The sequence below is a fragment of the Micromonospora sp. NPDC001898 genome (assembly GCF_042891255.1).
Lineage (GTDB): Bacteria > Actinomycetota > Actinomycetes > Mycobacteriales > Micromonosporaceae > Micromonospora.
In genome coordinates this window covers 1-25,395 of the sequence record NZ_JBIATC010000036.1, presented here as the reverse complement: position 1 = coordinate 25,395, position 25,395 = coordinate 1, and the positions used below count along the sequence as shown (strand labels likewise).

General features: G+C 65.1%; 20 protein-coding genes and 1 pseudogene. 15 read left to right on the top strand and 6 right to left on the bottom strand.

Annotated elements, in window-relative coordinates:
* Nucleotides 1–1,059: 1,059 nt before the first annotated feature.
* Entirely contained in the window at nucleotides 1,060–1,815 is a 756-nt protein-coding gene (locus tag ACFYZF_RS30260; protein WP_387026543.1) for a hypothetical protein, read from the top strand.
* A gap of 623 nt (nucleotides 1,816–2,438) precedes the next feature.
* Here ACFYZF_RS30260 and ACFYZF_RS30255 read toward each other — a convergent pair.
* Nucleotides 2,439–2,612, bottom strand: coding sequence for a hypothetical protein (locus tag ACFYZF_RS30255; protein ID WP_387026541.1), 174 nt, complete (start codon nucleotides 2,610–2,612; stop codon nucleotides 2,439–2,441).
* Nucleotides 2,613–2,873: 261 nt separating this feature from the next.
* On the opposite strand from ACFYZF_RS30255, the gene ACFYZF_RS30250 reads away from it, so the two are divergent.
* Genes ACFYZF_RS30250 through ACFYZF_RS30240 form a run of 3 tightly spaced genes read left to right on the top strand, consistent with a single transcriptional unit; the run spans nucleotide 2,874 to nucleotide 5,503 of the window.
* Nucleotides 2,874–3,035 (top strand): hypothetical protein, encoded by a 162-nt coding sequence (locus ACFYZF_RS30250; RefSeq protein ID WP_387026539.1) that lies wholly within the window; start codon nucleotides 2,874–2,876, stop codon nucleotides 3,033–3,035.
* Between the two features lies 1 nt (nucleotide 3,036).
* Nucleotides 3,037–4,443, top strand: a complete 1,407-nt coding sequence (locus ACFYZF_RS30245; protein ID WP_387026537.1) for a competence protein CoiA family protein — start codon at nucleotides 3,037–3,039, stop codon at nucleotides 4,441–4,443.
* Between the two features lie 37 nt (nucleotides 4,444–4,480).
* A complete protein-coding gene (locus tag ACFYZF_RS30240) occupies nucleotides 4,481–5,503 on the top strand; it encodes a hypothetical protein (protein ID WP_387026535.1) in 1,023 nt (340 codons plus the stop codon).
* A gap of 415 nt (nucleotides 5,504–5,918) precedes the next feature.
* On the opposite strand, the pseudogene ACFYZF_RS30235 reads toward ACFYZF_RS30240, so the two are convergent.
* Nucleotides 5,919–6,637: pseudogene (locus ACFYZF_RS30235) on the bottom strand (IS6 family transposase).
* Nucleotides 6,638–6,822: 185 nt separating this feature from the next.
* On the opposite strand from ACFYZF_RS30235, the gene ACFYZF_RS30230 reads away from it, so the two are divergent.
* Entirely contained in the window at nucleotides 6,823–7,317 is a 495-nt protein-coding gene (locus ACFYZF_RS30230; RefSeq protein ID WP_387026533.1) for a type I restriction-modification system subunit M N-terminal domain-containing protein, read from the top strand.
* On the opposite strand, the gene ACFYZF_RS30225 is transcribed toward ACFYZF_RS30230, so the two are convergent.
* Together ACFYZF_RS30225 and ACFYZF_RS30220 are read right to left on the bottom strand one after the other, a co-directional pair.
* Nucleotides 7,281–7,886, bottom strand: coding sequence for a transposase (locus tag ACFYZF_RS30225; protein ID WP_387026531.1), 606 nt, complete (start codon nucleotides 7,884–7,886; stop codon nucleotides 7,281–7,283). The two genes, ACFYZF_RS30230 and ACFYZF_RS30225, sit on opposite strands and share 37 nt — an antisense overlap.
* Nucleotides 7,865–8,356, bottom strand: coding sequence for a winged helix-turn-helix domain-containing protein (locus ACFYZF_RS30220; RefSeq protein WP_387026529.1), 492 nt, complete (start codon nucleotides 8,354–8,356; stop codon nucleotides 7,865–7,867). Before ACFYZF_RS30220 ends, ACFYZF_RS30225 begins: the two co-directional genes overlap by 22 nt.
* Nucleotides 8,357–8,488: 132 nt before the next feature.
* Here ACFYZF_RS30220 and ACFYZF_RS30215 point away from each other — a divergent pair, with 132 nt between their 5' ends.
* From ACFYZF_RS30215 to ACFYZF_RS30170, 10 genes are all read left to right on the top strand, one after another.
* The gene (locus ACFYZF_RS30215; RefSeq protein WP_387026528.1) at nucleotides 8,489–9,640 is read left to right on the top strand and encodes an N-6 DNA methylase; all 1,152 of its coding nucleotides are present in this window, start codon (nucleotides 8,489–8,491) and stop codon (nucleotides 9,638–9,640) included.
* Between the two features lie 84 nt (nucleotides 9,641–9,724).
* Entirely contained in the window at nucleotides 9,725–10,912 is a 1,188-nt protein-coding gene (locus ACFYZF_RS30210) for a restriction endonuclease subunit S (protein ID WP_387026526.1), read from the top strand.
* Nucleotides 10,913–13,945, top strand: a complete 3,033-nt coding sequence (locus ACFYZF_RS30205; RefSeq protein WP_387026524.1) for a type I restriction endonuclease subunit R — start codon at nucleotides 10,913–10,915, stop codon at nucleotides 13,943–13,945.
* A 295-nt stretch (nucleotides 13,946–14,240) separates the two neighbouring features.
* Complete coding sequence (locus ACFYZF_RS30200) at nucleotides 14,241–15,629, top strand: ISAs1 family transposase (protein ID WP_387026522.1); 1,389 nt, start codon at nucleotides 14,241–14,243, stop codon at nucleotides 15,627–15,629.
* A gap of 19 nt (nucleotides 15,630–15,648) precedes the next feature.
* Nucleotides 15,649–16,464, top strand: a complete 816-nt coding sequence (locus ACFYZF_RS30195) for a transposase (RefSeq protein WP_387026520.1) — start codon at nucleotides 15,649–15,651, stop codon at nucleotides 16,462–16,464.
* Between the two features lie 374 nt (nucleotides 16,465–16,838).
* On the top strand, nucleotides 16,839–17,891 hold the full coding sequence (locus ACFYZF_RS30190; protein ID WP_387026518.1) for a hypothetical protein: 1,053 nt from the start codon (nucleotides 16,839–16,841) through the stop codon (nucleotides 17,889–17,891).
* A complete protein-coding gene (locus ACFYZF_RS30185) occupies nucleotides 17,888–18,514 on the top strand; it encodes a hypothetical protein (protein ID WP_387026516.1) in 627 nt (208 codons plus the stop codon). Before ACFYZF_RS30190 ends, ACFYZF_RS30185 begins: the two co-directional genes overlap by 4 nt.
* Nucleotides 18,511–20,616 (top strand): DNA recombination protein RecN, encoded by a 2,106-nt coding sequence (locus ACFYZF_RS30180; protein WP_387026514.1) that lies wholly within the window; start codon nucleotides 18,511–18,513, stop codon nucleotides 20,614–20,616. The genes ACFYZF_RS30185 and ACFYZF_RS30180 overlap by 4 nt, the downstream gene beginning before the upstream one ends.
* A gap of 833 nt (nucleotides 20,617–21,449) precedes the next feature.
* Entirely contained in the window at nucleotides 21,450–22,130 is a 681-nt protein-coding gene (locus ACFYZF_RS30175; RefSeq protein WP_387026512.1) for an HAD family hydrolase, read from the top strand.
* A 40-nt stretch (nucleotides 22,131–22,170) separates the two neighbouring features.
* Complete coding sequence (locus ACFYZF_RS30170) at nucleotides 22,171–23,190, top strand: tryptophan--tRNA ligase (protein WP_161687282.1); 1,020 nt, start codon at nucleotides 22,171–22,173, stop codon at nucleotides 23,188–23,190.
* Between the two features lie 15 nt (nucleotides 23,191–23,205).
* Here ACFYZF_RS30170 and ACFYZF_RS30165 read toward each other — a convergent pair whose 3' ends face one another.
* Together ACFYZF_RS30165 and ACFYZF_RS30160 are read right to left on the bottom strand one after the other, a co-directional pair.
* The gene (locus ACFYZF_RS30165; RefSeq protein WP_387026510.1) at nucleotides 23,206–23,631 is read right to left on the bottom strand and encodes a hypothetical protein; all 426 of its coding nucleotides are present in this window, start codon (nucleotides 23,629–23,631) and stop codon (nucleotides 23,206–23,208) included.
* 397 nt (nucleotides 23,632–24,028) lie between these two features.
* On the bottom strand, nucleotides 24,029–25,303 hold the full coding sequence (locus tag ACFYZF_RS30160) for a hypothetical protein (RefSeq protein ID WP_387026508.1): 1,275 nt from the start codon (nucleotides 25,301–25,303) through the stop codon (nucleotides 24,029–24,031).
* Nucleotides 25,304–25,395 lie beyond the last annotated feature (92 nt).

The window sequence follows — 25,395 nt, the reverse complement described above, 5'->3', positions numbered from 1 at the left end:
CGGAAAGATCCACTCCGGGCGAGCCGCTGAGATCACCTGCACCACCACATGATCCACCATGGACCAGGCGCCAAGTTACGAGACATCTCTTAGCCCCGGCGGGCTGATGGGTCTTAGTCTGGCGAGGTGGTCGTGGTCATCAATCATGATTGGCACGTAATCGGGGTCGTTGACATCAACGAGCCCGGATCGTATGAAGTTCTGTTCCAGAACGGCGGCGTGGGTGTCGGCATCCGTCGGGTCGGCGCCGCATCTGGGGAGCCGATGGTCGCGGACGCTGGAGGGGTGGCGCATCCCTGCACTCCGTGCAGCTGTTGTGGCGAATGCGCCTGTGGCCACGCCTACGGCGGGCGGGCGACGTGTGGAGCCTGCACCCAGCATGCCCGGTGGGCCGTCGAGACGCGGCCGCTGCTAGACCGATACCTGGAGGCGGTCGGCCGCAAGGACGCCTTCGTCCAAACGAACGGCCGCACCCATGCCGTGGGCTGTGGCTCTCTCAAGGGCAACATCAACGCCGCCTCAGACCGCTTGGACGGGGGCTGCACTCATCGGCAGGAGTGGTACGTCCGCGTGCCGGAGATCCTGGGTCCCGAGACGCCACGACGCAAGCGGTGCGCGGTGTGCTGTCCCGACGTCACAGTGCCGCCCGGCTCAGGGCCGGTGCGGGGCCCGAGGGGGCGGTTTGTGGCACAGCAGGGGCAAGATCTCGGCTGAACTCCGATAGGCGGTCCCCGATCGGGGCGGGTGTCACCGCCCTGATCACCGGACCGATCAACGGTGTCCGATCGCGTGTCATGGTGACCATCTCCGCAGTTCACAGCTCGACCTTCGTCGGCCGATCGTGGCCGGCCCTCATTGCGACCCGGTCCGGTACCGCACGTAGTCCGCCAGGATGCTGCCCTTCGCCAGCCGAGCGTGGCCGGCCATCGCGGGGGCCCGCAGCAGGACCGGCATCCGCCCAGTGTGGCCCATGGCCCACCGGCGGGGACACCGCGACCCGGGCGCCGCGCCGACGCCCTCCACGCCGCAGAGCAGGTCCAGGAGGCGCGTCCGCTGGCGGTGCTTGACACCCCGGCCGCCGCGGCGGCGTTGGTCGCGTGGTTCACCTCCCGGTGGGGTGAGCGGGCGCCGGCCACGTTCGACCGCAACCTGGACACCCTGCGCTCGGCGATCGGCTACTGGCGAGAGCAGGACTGGCTGGCCGGCGATCCGAGCCGGGCGACTGGGGCGTGCCGTTGGGTGGGCGTGGATCAGGACCGAGCTGGCAATACCTGGGCTCCGACGCTGCAGGACGCGTCGCGGGCCCAGCGACGAGCCGACGGTGCCGCTTTCGTCTCGTACTACGCGCCCGATCGCATCTCTGAACACAGCCTCGTGAAGCTGGTGCTGAGGGAGGACGGCGGGGTCGCCCTGACCTGTGGCCGGGGTACCGACGCCTATTCAACCCACGCAGGGTCCGACCCGGAGCGCACCCTCATCCCGGTCGTCGTGCTCGGCCTTACACACAGCGTGTTGACCATGGCTGGCCGAATGGCTCAGCAGGTCAGCGGTTACCAAGGGCAATGGGCGGTCGGAGTCCTGCTGGACAACCTCAAGGGCGCGAGCCCCTATGACGGACGCTTCACCTGGGGCGACATGGGATACCCGTACAGCAGGCCGGAGTACGAACAACTCGCGACAACCGACACGGAGGAGCTGATCGAGAACTGCGCCGCCGTCGTAGAACGCCTTCTCGGCAAGCTCATGCGGAGCTTGGGCGTCGACAGCCGGTACCTGCCCTACTCGACCGATTCGCTACGTAAGTCACCGCGCTGAGGCCATCCGTAGGCTTCTCGTTCGGGAACCGCTGGATCTGGAGCTCGATTCCAGCGCCCTTGGCCAGGTGGAAGGGCTTGCCGCCCGCCGCACGTTCCCGGTCGGCGGCGCTCTGCGCCATCCCCCCGCTCCCGCTCCCCCTGGCGGCAGCTTCGTCCTCCGGGAGCGCATCTCGCCCAAGACCACACAGTGTTTCCAATCCGACACATTCCAAGCGGCATCCTGTTGGCAGCTCCCTTCTGGTGCCGGGTCGCGGTGAGCGCCTGGGCACCAATAGCTTCCCCTGTGCCGGCCGGCAGCAGGTAACCACCGCCTTAACAAAGCGGGGGCAACTCACCCACAGAGGCAAACCTCGGCGGTTCCTGGCGGCGACTAACCGGTCATCACATGAAACGACCAATTCCCCGCGACACCCTTTGTTCGAGTGATCTCGATGCGGGCATTGACCGGCCGATGGTCGGAAGCGTCGTACCCCTATGTCACCCTCGAATCGCACACGTTTCCTGCGACAACTGGGGAAGAGGCTGCAGTGGGACAGGTCTACAAGATCATTGGGGCGACGCGAAGCCGGGCTTCGTTCACGCCGTCGAGACGTTCCTGTCCGCTCACACCCTTGCCGGTGTCTAGGCGACCGGCATCGCCACCAAGTACCGGTAGACCTTGACCGCGCTCGCCGCCCGGCTCCCCGGCACTTCGGCTCGGCCCGGTGCCGACGTCGCCGCGCTCAACACCGTCCTCGGCGCGGCGGCGCTCGCCACCGCGTACACCCCGGCGTTCGGCGACACTGGGCCCGCCACCCGGCTGCGCACCTGTCCACGCTGCGCTCGGCGTGCACCTGGTGGCGCGATGACGCCCGTGGATCGTCACCGACCCCACTACGGGCTGGATCCGGTCCGAGGTCCTCGTCGACACCACTCGGGCACTTACCCGCGAGCGGGTCACCGAGCTGTCGTATCGCCGCGCCGCCGGTATCTTCGAGGCGACCACCCGCCCCTTGGCCGACCCGGTGCACCGTGGGCAGGGCTGGATGCTGCGCCTGCGCCAGCTTCGGGCACTCGATGCTGACCCGCGAGGCTGAAAACGGCACCAGCACCACCACATCGCTGGCCCCCTCCTGGCACACCTCCGTGCGCTCACTCGCCCGCTACATCTGTCCCGGCCCGGAAGCCGTCGCCGGCGCCGACCCCGCCGCTCGGCGCAAGGTCGGGCAAGGCCGCTGACATGGCGTTCGCGGCGATCCACCCCGAAGCCGGCCGGATCGATGCGACCCTGCCCGATCTCGGATGCGGGCTGAACTGGGCCGCGGTCTACAAGGTTCGGCCTCGGGTAGCGCTGCGCTGCACCGACTGTGGGTACGGCATGCACGCCAAGGTGTCCCCCCGCCGCAAGCTGCGCCACTTCGCACACGATCCCGGTCGGCCGGCCGACTGTGCGTGGCTCAACGAGTCCCTGGAACACCACCTACTCAAGCTCGAACTGGCCACCCGGGTACGTGACACCGGTTGGCACGCCGAACTGGAGGTACGCGCCGACGACGGCTCGTGGCGTGCCGATGTTCTAGCCTCCGCCCACGATGGCACCCGCCGCATCGCCTGGGAAGCGCAACTGTCTCCCATCACCGACGACGACATCCGGGAACGCACCGAGCGCTATCGGGCCGAGGGCATCGAGGTGTGCTGGGTCAGCCCCGCCGAGACGGCAGTGCCGTGGATGAGCAAGGTCCCGTCCATCCGGGTATGCGACCCCCGCGGTGAGGACTCGTGGACCGTCGTCGACGGCGTAGCCGGATTCGATTTCCAGCAGGGCGCCTGGATCGCCGTCGAGGACTTGGACCTGACCAGGTTCATCCGGTGGGTGCTACACGAGCAGACCGCCCCTCACCAGGTACTGCGACGCTACCGAAGCATCTGGTTTCCCGCCAGCCGCGGCTACGACCGCCGCCCGCTGATCTGGACCACCCAGCGCAGCATCGACCAAGAAGCCCGGCACGAGGCCATGCGACAGCACCAGGAAACGTGGAAACGCCAGCAGGAGGAGGCACAGCGCCAGGCCGAGCGACGTCGCAAAGAGGAGGAAGCCCGGCAGCGAGAAGCTCTGCTTCAGGAAGAGGAACGGCAACGCAAGATCACAAACGAAAAGATCCGCGCGATGCGGGAGGCACAAGAGCAGCAATGGGCAATCGAGGCCGAGCAGCGCAGGCAACAACGCGAGGCCAAGGAGCGTCAGCGACAGGAAGAGGCCGCCGTCGCCGAACGAGAACGGCTACGGCAGGAACAACATGAGCGCCAGGCCGCAGAACGCTGGTGGCAGGAGCTGTCGCCCAGCCAAGTTCAGCAGCTGCGTGCAGCGGTAGCTGACCCACTGTGGAAGAAGGACCTCACCCGGGCCGAGTTCGACCCGCAGGGCATCACCACCGACAACGGCTACGGCATCGCGATCTACGTACGCCAGCGGCTGCACGGCATCCTGCGGCCCAGCCCGGCGTCCCTACACCGGCTTCCCCCCGCCGTACCCGTCTTCGTCCGCAACGCCCGCGAGGCCCGCCTCCTCATTGACGCCGGCACCATCGACCCTGCACGCGTCGTCCACCTCCACTTGCCAGACCACGAACAGATCGCTTTGATCTAGCTCAGCCAGCGCTTCATGGACCAGCGAAAGGCAGCACGTGAAATTCAAGCGTCGGAATACCGAAGCACTCGGCGAACTGATCTGCGGGAACCTTGGCTCGGAGAATCCGGGGCCTGAGAGCAAACCGAAGTACTTCCCCTACCGATCGAGCTCGTACATCACCGAGTTCTTCCAGGAGCTGGACACCGAATGGGTCCATGACGGCGGCACGCGGCATCGCTGGGTAGCCGACGTCCTCGATCAGATGCTGGCCGAGCCCCACGCCGGGCCCAGCCGCCCGCCGGAGATCTTCTGCCGGGTCATCGACCATCTGATGAGCCCTAGCGACGCCCTGAATGAAGGTCCGGATCGTCCGCATGCGCTTCAGCAACTCAACGAGGTGTTGACAAGGGAGGGATTCGAGGCGTTCTACGCGGAGGACCAGCACTGCTACCTGCGACACAACGGCACGAAGACCGTCAGTGTGCTTCAGGCAAACCCCCACCGGCCTCTCTCGGCGGTCGAAGTCCAGCGCCGACGCGACCTGACCGCCTTCCTGGCCAACTGCAGCGAAGACGAACTAATCGAAGAGGTACTCCTTCCGCTGTTCCGAGCGCTCGGCTTCCAGCGAATCACGGCTGCAGGACACAAGGACAAGGGCCTGGAGTACGGCAAGGACATTTGGATGAGGTACACGCTGCCGACGCAGCACTACCTATACTTCGGTATCCAGGCAAAGAAGGGAAAGCTGGACGCCTCCGGTGTGACGAAGACGGGCAACGCCAACATGGCGGAAATCCATCACCAAGCGCTCATGATGTTGGCCCACACGATTTTCGACCCGGAGACGAACAAGCGGGTTTTGGTGGACCATGCATACATCGTGGCAGGAGGCGAGATCACGAAGGCCGCACGGAATTGGCTGGGGCACGCACTCGACGACGCCAAGCGAAGCCAGATCATCTTCCTGGATCGTGAGGACATCCTGAACCTCTTTGTAGTGCAAGGTCTGCCGCTCCCCGCCGGTGCGCTCCCCCCGCCTCCACCCAGCCCATGGAGCGCTGAGGAGCCGCCCTTCTGATAATGACCGGCCGACATAAACCCATCGCTCAAGGAGAAGATCGGTAGCTGCCCGTTCACAGGCTCTGCCATCAACCTGACGCTCAACACCCCCAGAGCCGAGAATTTGCCACTCTGCCGTACCCACTACGTCGCGGCTGGCAGGACCGGCGACCCAGACGTGCCCTACACGATATTGTTGAGCGATTACCTTTTCCAGCGACTGCACAACAGTCATCCCGTTTGGGCGGACGGCTAGTGTCTCGTGATCCTGTTGTCTTGACCTGAAGTTGGCTGTGGTTGGCTGTGCCTCGTGGAGTTGACGTCGGACGAACGAGTAGAGCTTCGGGCGTTGATCAACGGCACGGAGGTGTCGGCGGGGCTCTGTTGCATTGCCGGATCGGTGGGGCACGCCGAGCCGCGTCAGCGGGCACTGGTCAGATCGCTCGTGCCAGTTCGGTGAACGCGGCGGCAACCCGGTGTAGCGGTGGGACGTCGGTGGCGAGTTCGTAGTGTCCGCGGCGTAGGTTCTGGATGAAGGCGTGGCCGGTGATGATCGTCCGGGCGGTACGGTCGGTGCGGAGCCCGCGCATCGGTCTGAGCCGGTGCTTGAGCTGGCTGTGATCGGCCTCGATCGGATTGTTGGCGTGCCGCTCGACGTGGTGCCACGCCGACGGGACCAGGTCCTCCAGCACCCTGGCGTAGACGGGAGCGGCGTCGGTCACGATCTCGCTGGGCGTGACCTTCAGTGTGGACAGCGCCCGATGAAAGAACCTCCGGGCCGCGGCGGCGTCCCGACGCGTCGAGACGAGCACGTCGATAACCTGCCTGTACTGGTCGACGGCCCGATACACGTACCGCCAGACACCGTTGACCTTGACGTAGGTCTCGTCCACGTGCCAGCGGTCACCCGGTGAGTGCGGGCGAAGCGGGCGGCGTCGGCCAGCAGCGGGGTGAACCGCTGTACCCACCGGTAGACGGTGACGTGATCCACCTCGACACCGCGTTCAGCCAGCAACTCCTCCACATCCCGGTAGGACAGGTTGAACCGTAGGTACCAGCGCACCGCCAGAACGATCACCTCAGGCGGGAACCGGAACCCGACGAAGGCTGACGTAGGTGGGGACCAGGACTGGACACCAGACGACGACCTCACCGGCCAAGCAGACCACACCGGTCAGCCCGTAGTCGATCAAGCCTACGTTGAATGCAACAGAGCCGGAGTACGGGATGCGCGACAGTTGCCGCGCACCAGCTCATGATGACCAGGGCGAGCGTGGGCATCATGAGCCCTGACCTGGTGAGGACTCATGTTGGCTTGGGTTGGCGCAGCCTGGACCGGTGGCGCCGTACCGGCTGCACCGGGCTGTGCATGTCGATGCGAGGCTGTGTTGTGTGGCTGGCGGCCGTGCTGCCCTCATCTGCCTGGAGCCGCCAGTCGATATCCTCCTTGGAAGCAAGTTCGAGCGAGGGGATCCACGAATGGCGCTAATCTTGGCCGGAACAGGGCAATTGACCCAGCGACAGCTGGAGTCGGCCCTCTTGTCTGCGGCCAATGCCCTGCGAGGGCCGGTCGACCCGGGCGACTACAAGGCCTACGTGTTCCCCGTCATGTTCTTCAAGTGGATCAGCGACAACTGGGACTACCAGCACGCCGAGGCCGTCAAGGACTTCGGCGACAACCTGACCGATGAGATCGAAGCGGACTACCACCCCTTTGCCATTCCCGACGGATGCCACTGGGACGACGTCTTCGAGACTCCCGTCAACGTCGGCGCGAAGCTACAGATCTTGAATGGTCAGGTTGTGTCGGGTTCGAGGGTCAGTCCGGTGTGAGCGAGGAAGCCGTCGAGCAGGTCGGTGCGGTACTGGATGCTCTTGAGTCGGTTCTTGATGATCGCGAGAAGGTGGTCGACGCCGGTCACGGCGAGGTTGCCGATGCTGCGTTTGAGGTGTGACCACACGGCCTCGGTCGGGTTCAGGTCCGGGGCGTAAGCCGGTAGCCGGATCACGGTCAGCCAGTCCCGGGCGTCGATCATGGCGCGCATCGCGGCGGAGACGTGGGTGTTCAGGTTGTCCCACACGCACACGATCGGACCACCGAGCTGCTGGTGAGCGGCATCCAGCAGGGCGATGTAGTCGCGCTCGCTGAAGCTGCGGCGCTCGTTCTTACGGCCGCGGTGCACGATCGTGCGGTAGATGAACCGCGACCGCCGTCCGGGCCGGTAACAGGTCAGCCCGGCGATCGAGACGCGCCCGGATCCTTTGCCGGTGACCGGGACGACCGGGGTGATGCCGCGTCGTCCCCAGGTCCGCGCCTTCGGTGGGCGCAGCGTCTGGCCGGCCTCGTCTTCGAAGACCAGCCACGCCTGACGCTGCGCCGCTACCGTTTTCCCGCCGGCCACGTCTCCCGCCGCCAGGTTATGATCGCCGCCTCGTCCCGCTCGACTGCACGGTGTTTGGGCACCTGCACCGACCAGCCGAGCCGGTACATGATGTTCGCCGTGCCGCGCAGGGTGTAGCGGGTGCGGAACATCCGAGCGATCAGGTCCGACACCCGAGCCAGGGTCCACCGCTGATCGGCGCCGAAGCCGTGCGCCGCCGGCCCCTGCTCCAAGGCGTCGGCCAGCCGCCGCAGCCGGCCTTCATCCAGCCGGCACCGAGACCCGCCCGGCCCCTTCGACGCCAGAGCCTGCTCACCCCCGGCCTTCCACCGCTTGCGCCATCCGTACACCGCGGTCTGCGACACCCGCAGCCTGCGCGCGACCTCCGGCACCGACACACCCTCGGCGAACCACCCGGCCGCCAGCCGCCGCACCGCCTCACGCTTCGCCCGCCCCCGCGCGGACAACCCACCGCCATCGGGATACCTCATCCCACCGATCTACCCCAGCCCCAAGCCATCACACAGACCACATCGGACGAACCTGACCATTCAAGATCTGTAGCCACCTGCCTACAGCGCATCCAGCAGGCCAACCCGAGTCTGGCCGGGGTCTTCGGGGACGTGAACTGGGCGAACAAAGATCGGCTCCCCGAATCCGCACTCGTCGCTCTGCTCGACACCTTTCAAGGCGTCCAGCTCGACCCCGACAGCGTGACCGGGGACATGCTGGGCGCCGCCTACGAATACCTACTGCGGGAGTTCGCCGAGGCCTCCGGCAAAAAGGCCGGGGAGTTCTTCACCCCCCGCGCTGTCGTACATCTGCTCGTCAAGATCCTGGACCCACAGCCGGGAGAGTCTATCGCCGATCCTGCCTGCGGTTCTGGCGGGATGCTCGTGGAGACCGTCATGGCCGTCCGCGACGCCGGGGGTGACCCGCGCACGCTGGGCCTGCACGGACAAGAAGTGAACCTGACGACAGCGGCCATCGCGAAGATGAACCTCTACCTACATGGCCTGGAAGACTTCAAGATTGTCCGCGGCGACACCTTCCGGGAACCGAAGCTCCTCGACGGCGCAGCGTTGCAGAAGTTCGACGTGGTGATCGCCAACCCGCCGTTTTCCCTCCAGAATTGGGGCGCGGAGACTTGGACCAAGGACCCCTACAGTCGGGTCATCTGCGACGTTCCACCGGCGAAGAACGGCGACTACGCCTGGATCCAGCACATGGTCGCGACCATGGCCGAGGGGGCAGGTCGAGTCGGGGTCGTCATGTCGAACGGTGTTCTCTTCCGTGGTGGGAAGGAGGCGGTAATCCGGCAGTGCCTTGTCAAGAGAGATCTACTTGAAGCAGTCATTGGTCTTGCCCCCAATTTGTTCTACTCGACCGCAATCCCTGTATGTCTCCTCATTTTCCGCAGCTCGAAGCCGATTGATCGCAAGGGGAAGATCCTCTTCATCGATGCATCGACCCGCATTAAAGCCGGAAAGAATCAGGGCACGTTATCGAATGAGGATGTCACTGATATAGCCACCGCCTATAGGCAAGGTTCAAATGGCGATGGACGGCACGGGTTGGGATCGCGCGTTGTAGATATCGGCGAAGTGGCGGTTAATGGATTTGATTTAAACATCAGCCGCTACATTGCATCGGAGCGCACTTCCGAAGTGAACGTCGAAGTCGCACTGGCAGCGTACAGGGAAGCTCGAGTGAGGCTCGCGGAGCTTGACGTAATTCTGGAGTCGAAGCTGAAGGCTGCCGGTTTTGATGGATAATGACTCAGTTGCAATAAATCCTTGAGATTTGTCAAGTAAAATACTGGTAAGCGATCGAGAATGCAATTGCATGTAAGGCGGGCAATGGTAAAGATGGATGCGGTAACGGTTGGCGATATCCTCAAGCCGGCCAGAATGTCGGTTAATATCGAACCTGCGGTGGAATATGTAGCTATTGGCATTAAGTCATTTGGTAAGGGAATATTCCACTACCCGCCGACCCCAGGGGCTGATCTTGGCAAGCTTCGGTTTTTTCGGTTCCCGGCTGGCGCATTAGCGCTCAGTAATATCCAGGCGTGGGAGGGGGCCATCGGGGTAACATCTGAGGCCGATGCGGTTGCCGTCGCGTCGAATCGATTCCTCTTCTACGTCCCTGTGGATAAAGATCGCGTTGACGTCCGGTATCTTCACCACTACTTTCTTGGCGAGTCCGGGCTGGCGGCGATCCGGGGAGCGTCGCCGGGATCCGCTAAGCGGAACCGAACATTGGGCATTGAGAGATTTGAAAGGATCAGACTTCCTCTCCCTCCAATCGAGGAGCAGCGGCGCATTGTCGATCTGGTCAAGACGGTTGACAAGGTGATTGAGGGAGCTCGAGCCTGCCTGGATAAAATGACGAAACTTCGCTCGCAGCTGATCGACTCAATTCGCGTAAACGGCAAGTCAGTTTTATTGAGCGACGTTGCTGTTGTGAGCAAAGGTAGGACTCTCCCGATTGAGTGCCAAGGGAGGCAGGTGGGTGAAGTCTCTTGGTTCAAGATTTCAGATATGAGCACGCCTGAGAATCTATTCGGCTACCGCCGGGCCGCCGCCAGGATGACCCTGCATGATATCAAGCAGAAGGGTGGCCAAATTCTTCCAGTCGGGGCTGTCGTCTTCCCTCGCGTCGGAGGATCGATTTTGACGGAGAATAAGCGCATAGCCGATGTCGAGTGTGCCGTCGACGAAAATCACCTGGTAGTGTCGCCGAACAGTGGGACTAATCCTGAATTCCTGCTGGGTGCAATCGAGAGCCTCAGGCTGAGCAGTTTGGTGCAAACGGGAGCTGTGCCGTCGCTCAATATGGGACTGATCCGCTCAGTTCGCTTGCCGTGGACCACGGGTGAGCACCAGAATGCCCTTGGCGAGGTCTTAGGCGTGACCCGCAAGTATGGAGCAACTCATACCGACTACTTGCGACGCCTGGAAGCCTTGCGTTCCGAGCTACTGACCGCACTTCTTGCGGGAGAGCACCAGATTCCCGAGTCCTACGATGATCTGTTAGGGGCGTAGGTGGTGGCCGGGTTCAACGAGGCGAATAGTGTCCAGGCTCCGATCCTGGACTTGTTACGGGCGGGCGGGTGGACGTATGTGCCCGGCGACCAGTTGGACCGGAGTGAGGAGCAGCCGCTGATCGAGTTAGACGTGCTGGCGGCGCTGGTGCGGTTGAACCCGGTGGTGGCGGAGGATCGGTCGCGGGCTGATGAGGTGCTGGCGCGGTTGCGGATGCTGACGCTTACGGCTGGTGAGGACGGCCTGGTGCCCGCGAACCGGACATTCCTGGAGTGGTTGAAGGGCCGCCAGTCGCATCAGTTCACAGGCACCGCTCACGACGTGCCGATCCAGTTGATCGACTTCAGCACGCCGAAGAACAACAACCTGGTCGTCTCCGACGAGGTGACGTTCGGTGCGCCGGGTAACCGCGCCCGGTTCGACATCGTGTTGTGGGTCAACGGATTCCCGCTTGTGGTCGGGGAGGTGAAGACGGCCGTCGACCAGAGGGTCTCCTGGGTCAAGGGCGCCAAGGAGATCAGCGAGGTCTACGAGGTTCGGCAACCGCAAATTTTCGTGCCGAACGTGCTGTCGTTCGCTTCAGAGGGTCGAGAGTTCTTCTATGGCCCGGTGGGTGCTGCGGTCAGCGACTGGGAGGCGTGGGGTTCCACGAGCGACCCACGTTCCTTGACAGGGTGGAAGCGGGTCCAGCGGTGCGTGGAGACGCTGCTGACACCGCGCACTGTGCTCGACATGCTGCACGACTTCACCGTGTACGAGACCGCCATCGACCCAGTGGGAAACCCGCAGTTGGTGAAGATCATCGCCCGGTATCCGCAGTACGAGGCAGTGCACCTGATCGCCGAGCGGGCCCGCGACGGGGTACGGCGACGCGGGCTGGTGCACCACACTCAAGGGTCAGGCAAGACCCTCGCCATGGTGTTCGCTGCCGCGAAGATGCTCACCGACCCGAAGCTGACGAACCCAACGATCATCATGATCGCCGACCGGCTCCAGCTCGTCCGGCAGACCTACGACCAGTTCCGGACCACCTCGATGCCCAGGCTCGAATCGCCCGCCACTGCGGCCGGGCTCCGCTCGCTGTTGGGGCGTAGGGACAAACGAGGGCTGATCTTCACTACAGTGCACAAGTTCGCTGGCGCGGGGGTGCTCAACGGCAGAGACAACATCATCGTCTTGATCGATGAGGCGCACCGTTCCCAGGAAAAGCAGCTCGGTGGGCAGATGCGACAGGCGCTGCCGAATGCCCGCTTCTTCGGGTTCACCGGGACGCCGATCGCCGACTTGGACCGCAACACCTTCGCCCTCTACGGCGACCCGGACGACCCGGGCCAGGTGCTGCACAGATATGACTCCGACCGCTCGATTACCGACGGCATGACAGTGCCGATCCACGTCAACCCGCGCCTGGTGGAATTCCAGCTCGATAAGCAGCGCTTGGACGAAGCGTTCACCGAACTGGCCGCCACGGAGGGTTTGGCGGAGGACGAAGCGGAGTTTTTGGCGAAGAAGGTGTCGCGGACCTCGACGTTCTTCGCCAACCCCGAGCGCATTGAAAAGGTGTGCGCTGACATCGTCGAGCATTTCTATGCCACGATCAACCCGCTAGGTATGAAGGCGCAGATCGTGGTCGTGGACCGGGACCTGTGCGTTAAGTACGCCACCGAGATCAACCGGCTGCTGGCACTGCGCTACGACGTCGGGCACCCGCTGGACGAGTGCGCGATCGTGATGAGTGTGCAGTCCAAGGACGACGAGGACTGGCGCAAGTACGCCCTGTCGGAGGCGGAGGAGGAGAAGTTGCTCGACCGGTTCCGCGCGTTCGGCGATCCGATGAAGTTCCTGATCGTCACGTCCAAGCTCGGCATCGGGTTCAACGCCCCCATCGAGGGCGTGATGTATCTGGACAAACCATTGAAGCTGCACACTCTGTTCCAGACCATCACCCGCGCGAACCGGCCCTGGAAGAACCCGCAGACCGGGCAGGAAAAGCGCTACGGCCTGATCTGCGACTACATTGGCCTCGGGGACGGGTTTGCCCACGCGATGGCCCCCGCGAATCCGCAGGCCGCCCGCCGCGAGATCGAACTCGACGGACTGATCGACCAGTTCGCCTTCGAGATTGCCGAGGCCCTCGACCGGTTCGCTGGCATCGACCGCACCATCGTCGGCGCACAGACTCTCCAGGACGCCCACCAGCGCATCCCGGACTCGGCCTCCCGGGACCGGTTTGCCGCCCGGTTTCAGATGCTGCAGGGCATCTGGGAGATGTGCTTCCCCGACGCTCGGCTGGAGGAGCACCGGGTTGACTACCGGTTCCTGTCACAGGTGTACGCCTCGGTGATGCCGACCAACGCGGCCAACGAACTGCTGTGGCACCGACTCGGCGCCAAGACCCTCGACTTGGTCCACTCCCACATCGGGGAGGTCACGGTTCGAGGCAGCGGTAGGCAGGCGATCATCGCTGACGCCGACACCATCCGAACCCTCATCGAAGAGGGCCTGATACCCCAGAACGACACCGAGGTTACGAGAAAGACCGCCGGGGAGGTTATCGACGACATCGCTGGACGCATCCGCCGCAGACTCGCCGGACCGAACGGCGACCACGAGGTGTACCGCTCATTGTCAGAGCGGCTGGACCGGCTACGCGAACGGGTCCTCACCCAGGCGCGGGATTCGATCGAGTACCTGCGTGAGCTGTTCACCCTCGCCAAGGACGTCACGAGTGCTGAACAGGCCGAGGACACTACCGGTAAGAACGGGCTAGACCTGCTGCCCGATCCGCATGTCGGCGCGTTGACACAGATCTTCAACGAGTACGCACCGAAGGACACCCCCGTCATCATTGGCCGGGTCGTCGCCGACATCGACACCATCGTCAAGGAAATCCGTTATGACGGCTGGTCACACACCCAAAACGGCGACCGTTTGGTCCGAATCTCCATTCGCAAAGTGCTGCAAAAGTATTACCTTCCAGCCAGTGGCGAGCTTTTTGACCATGCCCACGCCTACATCGCCGAGCACTACTGACGATCAGTGCCAGCGGTGCAGCGCGACGTGGCCAGTCATCGTCGCGGTCAGCGTCATGGACTACTGCGGAGTTTGCAGTGTTCCGATGAAGTCAACTTCGGTACGGAGTAGCGCGCGGGGGTCGGCTATCAGGGCTCCGGCAAGGTAGCGATATGACCGCTGCGGCCGTTTGAGTGCAGACGCTCCTGATCGTGACGGTATAGAGACAGGCGCGGCCCTTCGATGATCATCCAGGTGTCGAAGCTGGGAAGATCATGAAGGACCGCGCCCGTTGGGATCATCATCGCTGATTGACGTGTTGGCCGTGCACGCGGACCGCTTGGACGAGCCGTTGCTGGTAGGCCGCCGGGTGAGTCTGGTGTCGGCGTTGACACAGGTGCCGGACCGGCGAGATCCCCGCGGTGTCGTGCATGCGCTGCCCGGGGTTTTGGCCACCGCGGTCGCGGCGGTGCTGACCGGCGCCCGGTCTGCGGCGGCGGTCGCCGAGTGGGCCGGTGACGTTCCGCAGCAGGTCCTCGCCGAGTTGGGCGTGTTCCGCGATCCGCTCACTGGGGTGTATCGGGCGCCGGACGAGTCCACGTTCCGGCGGATCCTGGCCGGCGTCGACGCTGACGCCTTGGACGACGCGGTCAGCCGGTGGATCATCGCGTCCGGGCCGGCGGCAGACGTGCCGAGTGGCCGGCGGATGTACAGCGTGGACGGCAAGACCCTGCGGGGCAGTGGCCCGCCCGGCGCGCGGGTGCGCCTACTGGCCGTGCTGGATCAGCGCACCGGGGCGGTCCTCGCCCAGGTCGACGTGGCCGGCGAAACCAATGAGATCACCCGCTTCCAGCCGCTGCTGGCAGCCCTCGACCTGACCGCTGCGGTCGTCACCGCTGATGCGTTACACACCCAGCGCGAACATGCCCGCTGGCTGGCCGAGGACAAGCACGCCGGCTACCTGTTCACCGTGAAGAAGAACCAGCCGCGTCTGCATCGGCAGCTCAAAGCCCTGCCCTGGGCAAGAATCCCGGTCCAGGACGAGACCAGCGCACGCGGCCACGGCCGCTACGACATCCGCCGCCTGCAAGCGGTCACCTGCACCGGGGCCCTCGCCCTGGACTTCCCGCACGCCGTGCAGGCCCTGCGCGTCCGCCGCCGCCGGCTCAACCTGGCCACCGGCCGCTGGTCCACCGTCACCGTCTACGCGATCACGAACCTGACCGCCGCTCAGGCCGGCGCCGCTGACCTGGCCGACGGGCTGCGCGGGCACTGGGCTGTCGAAGCCCTGCACCACATTCGCGACATGACCTACGGCGAAGACGCCAGCCGTCTGCGTACCGGCAACGCACCGCGCGTGATGGCCACCCTACGCAACACCGCGATCAGCCTGCTCCGCCTGGCCGGAATCACCACCATCGCCCAAGCCCTCCGCCACAACGGCCGAAACCCATACCGACCGCTACGACTTCTCGGACTCGTCTTAAACCGGGCATTTAACTACCTTGCCGGAGCCCTGCCGACACCAGGCCGACCAAGCCCTGACCGACGCCCACGCGGCGTTGGTGACCGCGCACACGTCGACGCGAGCGGCGGCCCGGCTGACCGGGATCGCCCGCAGCACCGCCCACCGACGCTCCCGCATCCCCATCGGGCGCCCGCCGGCGCCGCGGCCCGCGCCGGCGAACCAACTCTCCGACGCTGAACGCGCCCACGTCCTGGCCGTGCTCGACAGCGACCGGTTCGTCGACACCACCCCGACCGAGGCATTCGCGACGCTCCTCGACGGAGGCGTCTACCTGGCCTCGATCTCCACCCTCTACCGGATCCTGCGCGCCAACAACCAGATCGCCGACCGACGCCGCCAAGCCCGACACCCCACCAGGGCCCGTCCCGAGCTGACCGCCACCGGCCCTGGGCAGGTGTTCACCTGGGACATCACGAAACTGCCCGGCCCGGCCAAGGGCGTCTACTACGACGCCTACGTCATGATCGACATTTGGTCCCGGTACGTCGTCGGGCACCACGTCGCCGCCACCGAGAGCGCCGAGATCGCCCACGACTTCATCATCGAGGTCATCACCACCCACGGCGTCCCGCAGGTCGTGCACGCCGACCGCGGTACCTCGATGACCTCCAAACGCGTCGCGACCCTCCTGGCAGACCTGCACGTCACCCGCTCACACTCCCGACCCCGGGTCAGCAACGACAACCCGTTCTCCGAAGCCGCGTTCAAGACCGTGAAATACCACCCCACGTTCCCCGAACGCTTCGGGTCCCTGGCCGACGCCCGCACGTTCTGCGACACGTTCTTCTGCTGGTACAACCACGAACACCACCACACCGGCATCGGACTACACACCCCGCCGACGTCCACTACGGCCACGCCCAAACTCAACAGGCCCTACGCGCCCACGCCCTCGACACCGCCTGGACCACCCACCCCGAACGCTTCACGCGCCGACCCAGACCCCAAGCGCTACACCTGCCCGACACCGTCTGGATCAACCCACCCGAACCCGCAACCGATCAACTGCTAACCCAAGCGGCGTAACACCCACTGGTCCCACCGACCTTGACAAGTTCCGCCCGGGCATCTGCCCGGAGCGTTTCCGCACCTGCCCGGGCAGTCCGGCTACAACCAGGATCTCGTACCCCTGGCGGTGTCGTGTTCATGGAGTCAGCACGCTGCTGAGCATCTGGCCGGCCTGCGGTCACAACAGGTCGCTGACCGTATCGACCATCAGGTTGCCGGTGATAGCGAGGGCTACCGCGACCCGGCCATCCCCACTCCGCCGCTTCCGGACGAAGGTGACAAGCGGGTAGCCGCGCAAGTGTCGTCCTGTAGACCCTCGATTGCTTTGCGATCTCTGCCTTGCGATGCTGTCGGCGCAGGCATCGAGGAGGGGGTCGCGTGTCGGAGAGTGGGCTGGTTCTGGCAGCCGGCGAGCCTCCGATCAATTTTCGCGCGCATGAACTCCGAGCCGGCAACCTCGCTGGCGCGCGCGACGACTTCGAGCAGATGATTCGCGAGTTGGTGGCCGCGTGGTACCGAGGCGCGCGCCTGATCGCGGCCAACCCGGGCGACTGGGGTATCGACGTCGTGGTCGGTGACCTGGCCGGGCAGATCGTGATCTGGCAGGCGAAATACTTCATGCCGGTCGTGACCGCCTCCCACCAAGGCCAGATCCGCGAGTCCTTCTCCTCTGCCCTGAAGGCCGCAGCAGAGCATGGCCACAAGGTGCGCAAGTGGATCTTGTGCGTTCCCGCGAGCATGGACGCACCCACGGACAAATGGTGGTCCACATGGAAGAAGAAGGCCGCAAAGGACTTCGACGTCCAGATCGAGTTGTGGCACGAGGGTGAGCTGCGGCAGCTCCTGATCTCACCGGACGCCGCTAACGTCCGGCGCCACTACTACGACCCGTACCAGAACCCGGCAAGGCCGGAACCGGCTCGACCCGGGGTGGTCCAGGTCGAGCCCGAAAAGGCGACCGCGATGGAGACCGCGCTGTTCGTCAGGCAACTCCGGGAAGCCGGGCACCAGCAGGTCAGCTCGGCGAAGCTCGAGTTCTTCAACGCCGAGCTGCTCGCGCGCGAGATCGTCGACAAGGATGTGCCCGCCGAGGTGAACGCCCTCGTCGAGGCAGACGCGACCGTGCACAGCATCTGGGAGACGTCTTTCAACGAGGTGGCCGAGTCGCACCCCGCCGGGCCAAGACTGCCCGGTCTGCACGCATCAGTGATGAGGCAGATTCGCGGCATCGGCCACTCCTGGCCGGCGGAGCTACGGTCGACGCCTGTGCACCGGTGCGGAATGATGCACCGGATTGTCGAGGATGGCCGTGCAGGCTGGGTGCCTCACTGGGAAGACGTGGTGGTGAAGCATCGGGACGAGCAGCCAGCGCAGGCGCCTGCGCCGGCCCAGCGGGATCCCGACGCCGAGCACGCCGGAGCCCTCCCATGACTGCGCCGTCGCACTCGGCCCACACCGTCCACCGGCCGCCGGTGGCGGTGCCAGAGGACGACACGGTGTTCCGGCTGGCCCAACTTGTGCTTCTCCTGCACGTGGTCGCCGAGTTCCACCCAGACGGCGTGGAGCTGGAGCGGCTCGGGGCATACGACTTCATCGCCGCGAACCCCCTGCTGATGGCGTCGAGCGATGACGACCCGGACCGGTTTGAGCTGCTCATGGCCGGCTTTGACGACCGGGCGCTGTCCTACGCCAGCGCGGCGCAGAGGTTCGCTACCCGGCGAGAGCGGCTCAAGCACGACCTGGCGCTCCTGCTCGCCTACGATCTGGCGACCGCGGCGGTCCGTGGCCACGTGCTTTACCGGTTAACGAACGCCGGCGTCGACATGGCGACGCGATTCACCGCCATGTACGCGCGGTCCTACACGACCGCAGCGACCATCGTCGTGCGCAGGCTAAGGAAGGTCCGGCCCGGACCGCTGCGGGAGAGGGTGACCGAATGGACTCGTCAGACCTCGGGCCCCCACCGCATCGACCTGGCCGACCTGTTCGTTGAGCCCGAACAGTTGAGCGAACCGGACGCCGTCGCCGAAGACGGCGTGGACAGGCCGTCATGACATCACCCACACCTGCGAACTCCGCGTCGCCGCCGGGCAGACGAGGCATCCGAGTCCGCCGGCTACGGCTCGTCGGCCCCGAACGCCACTACCAGGTCAACTTCGTCGATCGTGAGACCGGCGACCTCAACTCCTTGTCCGTCATCGCTGGCGCCATCAGCACGGGCAAGTCGACCGTCCTGGAGTTCATCGACTACTGCTTGGGCGCGAGCGACTATCCCCGTCATCCGGAAGTGATCGCGAAGGTCCTGCGCGCCTTCGTGGAGCTGGAGCTGTCCGGTACGCTCTACGTCATCGAGCGTGGCCTTGGGGATCAATCCGGACATGTCTTCCTACGCCCCGGCACGCTCGACGACGGAGTTGGCCCGCCTGTCGAACGACGGCCGATCAAACCGCCCGGCAGCCCGGACAGCCTCTCCTCTCTCTTGCTGATGCACTGTGGACTGGAAGGCGTCCAGCTCCGCGAGGCCCCCACCCAGCCGAACTCCGGCACAGACCCGCTCAGTTTCCGAGACCTGATGGGACTGTGCTTCCTACCCAACGAGCGCGTGGCCAGCAAGTCCTTGCTGTTCGAAACCCAGCACATGAAAGCGCTCAAACTACGCCAAGTCGTCAACGTGGTGTTCGACGTGCACGACGACCGCGTTGTAGACCTCGGACAACGCATCAAAGACCTGGAGACACGGCTAGCCCGGGCCCGGGTGGCATACGAAGCGGCGCAGCAGATGGTCGAGGAACAACGACTCGGCGGCCGCATCGAGCTGGAAATGGCCCGCGACCGGGCAGCCGAGGAGTTGGCCGTCCTCGCCCGTGAGCAGGTCGCGATAGACCAGCGCGTAGCCGCTGCGGCGGGATTCGCGGAGGCGCAGAGGCGGCGACATCAAGCAGCCGCAGAGGAAGCACGCCGCGCGGATGCAGTCCTTCGCGACCGCGAAACACAACTGCGCCGGATGGTTCCGCTGCGGGCACAGTACGCCGCCGACGTCGCCAAGCTGACCATGCTCACCGAGGCCCACCAGCTCTTCGACCCGCTCCAGATCAAGGTCTGCCCAGCATGTCTGTCCGCCCTCGGGCGAACCATCGAAGTCCAAGACGGGGCGTGTGGGTTGTGCCATGCCCCGGTCGCCGATGCGACAGGCGCGCTAACTCTCGGCGACGTAGCGCCCCCAGCCGTGCCGGAGCAGAACGGCGCCATCCACGGCACGACTGCCAGTCCGAGCGGAGGAGACGGTGCCTTATCGGACGTCGACAACTCCCTCAGCCCGTTCGACGTCAGCACCGAACTGCGTGCGACCAAAGCACGCCTGGCCGAACTGACCAGATTCGTGGATGACCTGGACGCCGAGGTGAGCCGGCTCAGGCCGCGCGTGGAAGCCGCTCGCACCGCTGAACAGCAAGCAGCAGCCGAAGTTGATCACGTCACCACTCGGGCGATCAGCCCGTACCTCGCCGAGCGTGACGCTCTTGCCCGGCGGCGCCAAGACGCCACCGCCGCAACTCAGCTCGCCGCAGCGGGCTTGCAGATGGTCAGTAGCCTCGACAGGCGAGCCACCGAAGTGCTCCGCTTGGAAGCAGCGGTCAAGGCCCATCGCGAGGAACTCGCTAATGTTGGGCAAGACCGGACGGACCAAGCCGCGATCATCCGGACCATCAGCGACCGGTTCGCCGCGATCCTGGCCGACTGGCGGTATCCGAAACTGAGTGGCGCCTATCTAAACGATGAACTGATCCCGTTCGTGCGCGACCTCCGATACACCTCAGCATCCTCCGGGGGCAGGACCCTGATCTCCCTCGCATGGATACTCGCGATCTTCGAGGTCTCCTGGGAATCGGGTGGCTCGCACCCCGGCTTCCTCTTCCTAGACAGCCCTCAGAAGAACCTTGGCCAAACCGGCGAACGTGATACCGAGTTCGCCGACACCGTCACGATCGCGGACTTCTACAAGCACCTACACAAATGGCTCGCCGGCCGCGGGGCCGGGACCCAGATAATCATCGTCGACAACGCACCGCCCGCCGAGGTCGAGAACGATGTTGTCGTACGTTTTTCCGGACGAGCGGACCAACCGCCCTACGGTCTCATTGAGGACGCGATCGCCTGAACCCCGTACTGGCTTGTTCCGAATGGCCGAGCGACCCTCCGGCTGTACCCAGCCAGAATGGTGTTCATCCCGACTTGTGGGCGGCAGGATGAATGCCCTGTCTTCGGTCGCGTTGCTGACCGACCGTTCGTTGCGCATCGGTTCGTGGGTGGCCCGTCCGGCGGCACCACTGCGTTGGGCAAGCACCAATGGAAGCTGAGGGGCCGGGGACCGCGGCAAGACCGCGGCAGGAGTTCCCGGAGCGGGGCGAGTAGCTCAGCTCAGCTCCGCTTCGCTGAGCAGGTGTAGTGGTCACAACAGAGTCTCGTACCTCTGGCGGTGTCGTATTCATGGAGTCAGCACGCTGCTGAGCATCTGGCCGGCCTGACTGCAAGGTCAGGCCGGCCAGGCGAGCCAGTTCAGTAGAACCGATTGCTTTTGTTGCCTACGTCACAGCAGGTGCCCCCGCCGCCCGATTTGCCCTTTTTGTGAGCACCTCATGATTGGGGGACCGTAGGGGGACCGGACGTCCCGGAACGGTGCGGCACGGGCCGGCACTGCGTGACACGCCGTCGGGCTCATTGCCTGCTCAGGCGGCATTGGCTAACATCAACCATCATCCTCCGACATTGACGGACGTAGACTCTTAATCCGCGGGTTCGGGGTTCGAGTCCCTGGCGGCGCACCAACGATCAAGGCCCTGACCTGGTAGTTCTCTGCCGGTCAGGGCCTTTTTCGCGTACGCCGGTGGTGGATGGTCGCTCGGCGGGTGCTCGGGAGCCGTTGGACCCTGTCGGCAATGCGGGGGACTGGCTGTTACCGGTGGGACGCGGCCTGAGAGGAGGCGATCACCGATGGGCGATCATGGCTCGGTCGATCTCGTCATCTTCGACTGTGACGGGGTATTGGTGGACAGCGAGCCGATCGTCAGCCGGGTACTCGCCGACCGGATGCGGCAGCTGGGTATCCAGATCACCGACCAGGAGTGCACTCGTGCGTTCGCCGGCCTCGATCAAGCGGCGGCGGCCCGGTTGATCGCCGATCGCCTTGGTGGTGCTGTCCCGTCCGGTTGGCTCGACGCGCTGACCATCGCGGTTGATGCCGCGCTGCGTGCCCAGGTGGCGCCGGTGCCCGGCATCGTGCCGGTGCTGCAGCAGCTTCGTGTTCCCGTCTGCGTGGCGTCGAACGGGCGACCCGAGAAGGTCGCGTTGACCCTGGGCACCTGTGGCCTGGCGGCGTACTTCGAGAGCCGGATCTTCACGGCCGCCGAGGTCGCCCGCGGCAAACCGGCTCCTGACCTGTTCTTGCTGGCCGCGTCCAGGATGGGCGTCCCGCCTGCCCGCTGCGTCGTTGTCGAGGACAGCGAGTCCGGGGTGGCGTCCGCACGTAGCGCAGGAATGCGGGTGTTGCGGTACGCGCCCGGCGGCTCCGCGCCGGGGCCGCTTCGAGCCTTCAGGAGCATGGCGGAGTTGCCGTCGCTGCTCAGCCTTGCCAACGGCAACAGGAGCATCTCGGTACGCGTCGATAGCCAATGAGGACGGAAGATCGATGGCAGCTCACGGTAGTGTCATGCCCATGGGTTCGACGGCGCGAAGGGTATCGCTGACCGGCATCAAGCCGACCGGTGAGCCGCATCTGGGCAACTACATCGGCGCGATCCTGCCGGCGCTGCGATTGGCCGACAGCTACGAGTCGCTGTATTTCATCGCGGACTATCACGCACTGACCACGATCCGCGACCGTGATCAGTTGCAGCACTACACCCGCTCCGTGGCGGCCACCTGGTTGGCGGCCGGACTCGACCCGGATCGCACCACGTTCTACCGCCAGTCGGACATCCCGGAGATTTTCGAGCTGAACTGGATCCTGGCGTGCATGGCCAGCAAGGGCCTGATGAACCGGGCGCACGCCTACAAGGCGTCACGAGACCGCAACCGGGAGGCCGGCAAGGAGGATCTTGACGCCGGCGTGAACATGGGCCTGTTCAACTACCCGGTGCTGATGGCGGTCGACATCCTCATCATGGATGCCGATGTCGTGCCCGTCGGCCGCGACCAGGTCCAGCATGTCGAGTACGCCGCGGACATCGCTGGCTCTTTCAACGCTGTGTACGGGGACCGGTTCAAGTTCAAGATCCCCGCTGCTGTCATTCCGGATGAGGGGTCGGCGCACACCTTGCCCGGCACCGACGGTCGCAAGATGAGCAAGTCGTACGGCAACACGATTCCTCTGTTCGCGCCAGAGCCCAGCCTGCGGAAACTGATCCGGCGTATCCCGACCGACAGCGTGCCGGTGGAGGAACCGAAGGACCCCGACTCGGCTGCCGTTTTCAAGCTGCTTGAACGGTTCGGTGCGGTCGACCTGGTTACCGAGACACGGGCGCGGCTGTCGGCCGGTGGGATGGGCTGGGGAGAGGTGAAGGCACAGCTCGCCGACGCGCTTGTCGCTGAGTTCGCGCCGCTTCGGGAGCGCTACGAGGCGTTGATGGCGCAGGGTAGTGAGCTGGACGACCTGCTTGCCCACGGCGCGGACAAGGCCCGGAAGCAGACCAGGCCGTTGCTGGAGCGGGTGAGGGACGCCATCGGCATCGGATAACTTGGGCCCCGTCCGTCAGATGAGTGCGTCGACCACCTGGTCGGCGCAGTGCCAGGCGGTGGTCCATTTGCCGGGCAGCGCGACAAGCAGGTTCCTAGTGGGAGTCCACCCCTCCGGAGGCTGTCGGAGGTCCACGACAAGGCTGGATGGATCAGCATGCGGACTGGTCGGCTCGCACACGGTCCCCCAGATCAGCCTGAAGTCCGGGCGGGACTGGTGGAGACGGTGTCGATCGAGCGCTTCCAGTAGTCGGACACGCTCTTCCGCCGTTGTGCCGTATCCACCCTTCACGCTGGGCAAGCCCACGCGGATGCCCCCACGATCCGGACTGGTGGCGAGCAGATCGCCGTCCAGCCAGTAGGTCACACCGCCGGGCGCCGTGCCCCGGTCGTTCTGCTCGGTCCCGTGCGGCAGTGACGGCGGCGTCGGGGCGAGCAGCATCGACCGCTCCCCGGACTGTCACGGGGCGGGCGGTCTCCAGCTTGAGCCGGCGTTTTACGTACTTGTGGCGGCAAGGATCCCGTCGAGCCGGGTCCGCACGACGGTGCCGGCGTTGCCATCCCGCTACGAGACGCTGTTCCAGCGGAACTGCTCGTCAGGTTCCTCGCGCCGGTCAAGCACACCCGCTCGGACCAGGGCCAGCAGCGCGTCATGAAGGCCACCGCCCCATGCCGGGGCGGTGGTATCGGCCTCGGGCGCTCGGTGGGTTGTCCGATGGGTACGGATCGGCCCACCGGACGTGCGCCGTGGGCAGGCAGGAGGCCGCCCTCCACGCCGGTGACGTGGAGGGCGGCCTGGTGTGCAGGGTTCGGGAAGGGCTGGACCAGTTGCGCGAGTGTCAGGCGGTGAGGCCGTACGCCCGGTCGATGGTCTGGACCACGCGGTTGCCCGCGCTGTCCCACGCCTCGGTGCGTACCGAGACCGCGCCGGTGGTCTTCTTCAGCTTCGGGTGCTTGACCTGCACCTGCCAGCTGCCGTCGCGGTTCTTCTTCACCTGCGCCGCGACCCAGGTCTTGCCGTCGTCGTAGGAGACCCAGCTGCGCAGTCCGGTGATCCCGGGTGCGTTCGGCATGACGTGCCGTGCGGTGACGTCGAACCGGTAGAGCCGGTTGGCCTTCGTGGTGTCGTTGAGGGCCAGGTCGAAGTCGTGGCTGAGCTGGATTAGCGGTTGCCACTCACACGGGCCGGTGGCCTGACCGAGCTCGGCCGACGAGCAGTAGACCGGCTTCTTGACGGTCTGGACCGTGGCACGTTGCGAGCGGAACGTCCAGTCCGTGGTCACCCGCTCGGCCAGGTGCTGTCCGGAGAAGTCGTCGTAGGAGACGGTCTTCAGTTGGTAAGTACCGGCTTCGGCGGGCAGGGCGTACTGCGTGTATGCCGGGAACGAGGACGGCAGCGGTGTGATCGGGACCGCGTCGCGGGTGAGCGAGACCTCCATCCGGCGCAGCGGCACGTCACCGGTGGCCAGCCCTGGATCGGCTGCGGACACCGCCCACTGGTAGATGCCGAGCGTGTCGGTCTGGCGGCACACCGTACAGAACCCAGCCCACTGTTGTTCGAACGGACGGTAGCCGAAGTCGGGCTGCCCGAACACGTACGGTGCCTGGTTGATCTTCTCCACCCGCGTCTCGGGCTTGAGGAACCCGTTGTTGCGTGCGTTGATGGTCCGCGTGATGCCGGTGGCCGGATTGGTGAGGACGAAGTTGCGCTTCCAGAGAATGTCGGGCCCGACTACGTTGTAGTAGTCAATCCGGTTGATGGGTGCCTGGTAGACGTGGGCCGCGTTGAAGCTGAAGGTGTCGTCTGGACCGAAGGTGTGGTTGACCTCGGACATGACCGGCAGGTTCTTCTCCACCGGGAACTGCACGTGCTGCTCGGTGTTCACCCGGACCAGGTCCTCGTGCCGCACCTTGGTGACAAACGTGCTGGGGATCTTGTCGGAGTAGAACAGGCGCAACTTGTACTCGTACGGGCTGGCGATCTGCGCCTTGATGTCCACGTAGGGCGCTCTCGCACCGGCGAGGACGGCGGCGACCTGCTTCCACTGCTGCCCGTCCAGCCAGAGGAACGGCAGGCGCTGTCCGCAGTACTGGGCGAACCAGCTCCCGATCATTGAGGCTTTTCCATCGTGATGGTGCTGGTCACGGTGGGTGCGGGGAGCCCGTGTCGACATAGGACGAGGCTCCCGGTAAGACAGCAGTCGAC

What these genes read in the sequence shown, in the direction of transcription:
- ACFYZF_RS30210 (WP_387026526.1), top strand. Translation starts at nt 9,725, where the DNA reads ATGGTAAAGATGGATGCGGTAACGGTTGGCGATATCCTCAAGCCGGCC.
- ACFYZF_RS30170 (WP_161687282.1), top strand. Translation starts at nt 22,171, where the DNA reads ATGGGTTCGACGGCGCGAAGGGTATCGCTGACCGGCATCAAGCCGACC.
- ACFYZF_RS30245 (WP_387026537.1), top strand. Translation starts at nt 3,037, where the DNA reads ATGGCGTTCGCGGCGATCCACCCCGAAGCCGGCCGGATCGATGCGACC.
- ACFYZF_RS30180 (WP_387026514.1), top strand. Translation starts at nt 18,511, where the DNA reads ATGACATCACCCACACCTGCGAACTCCGCGTCGCCGCCGGGCAGACGA.
- ACFYZF_RS30220 (WP_387026529.1), bottom strand. Translation starts at nt 8,356, where the DNA reads ATGAGGTATCCCGATGGCGGTGGGTTGTCCGCGCGGGGGCGGGCGAAG.
- ACFYZF_RS30175 (WP_387026512.1), top strand. Translation starts at nt 21,450, where the DNA reads ATGGGCGATCATGGCTCGGTCGATCTCGTCATCTTCGACTGTGACGGG.
- ACFYZF_RS30165 (WP_387026510.1), bottom strand. Translation starts at nt 23,631, where the DNA reads ATGCTGCTCGCCCCGACGCCGCCGTCACTGCCGCACGGGACCGAGCAG.
- ACFYZF_RS30185 (WP_387026516.1), top strand. Translation starts at nt 17,888, where the DNA reads ATGACTGCGCCGTCGCACTCGGCCCACACCGTCCACCGGCCGCCGGTG.
- ACFYZF_RS30250 (WP_387026539.1), top strand. Translation starts at nt 2,874, where the DNA reads ATGCTGACCCGCGAGGCTGAAAACGGCACCAGCACCACCACATCGCTG.
- ACFYZF_RS30160 (WP_387026508.1), bottom strand. Translation starts at nt 25,303, where the DNA reads ATGATCGGGAGCTGGTTCGCCCAGTACTGCGGACAGCGCCTGCCGTTC.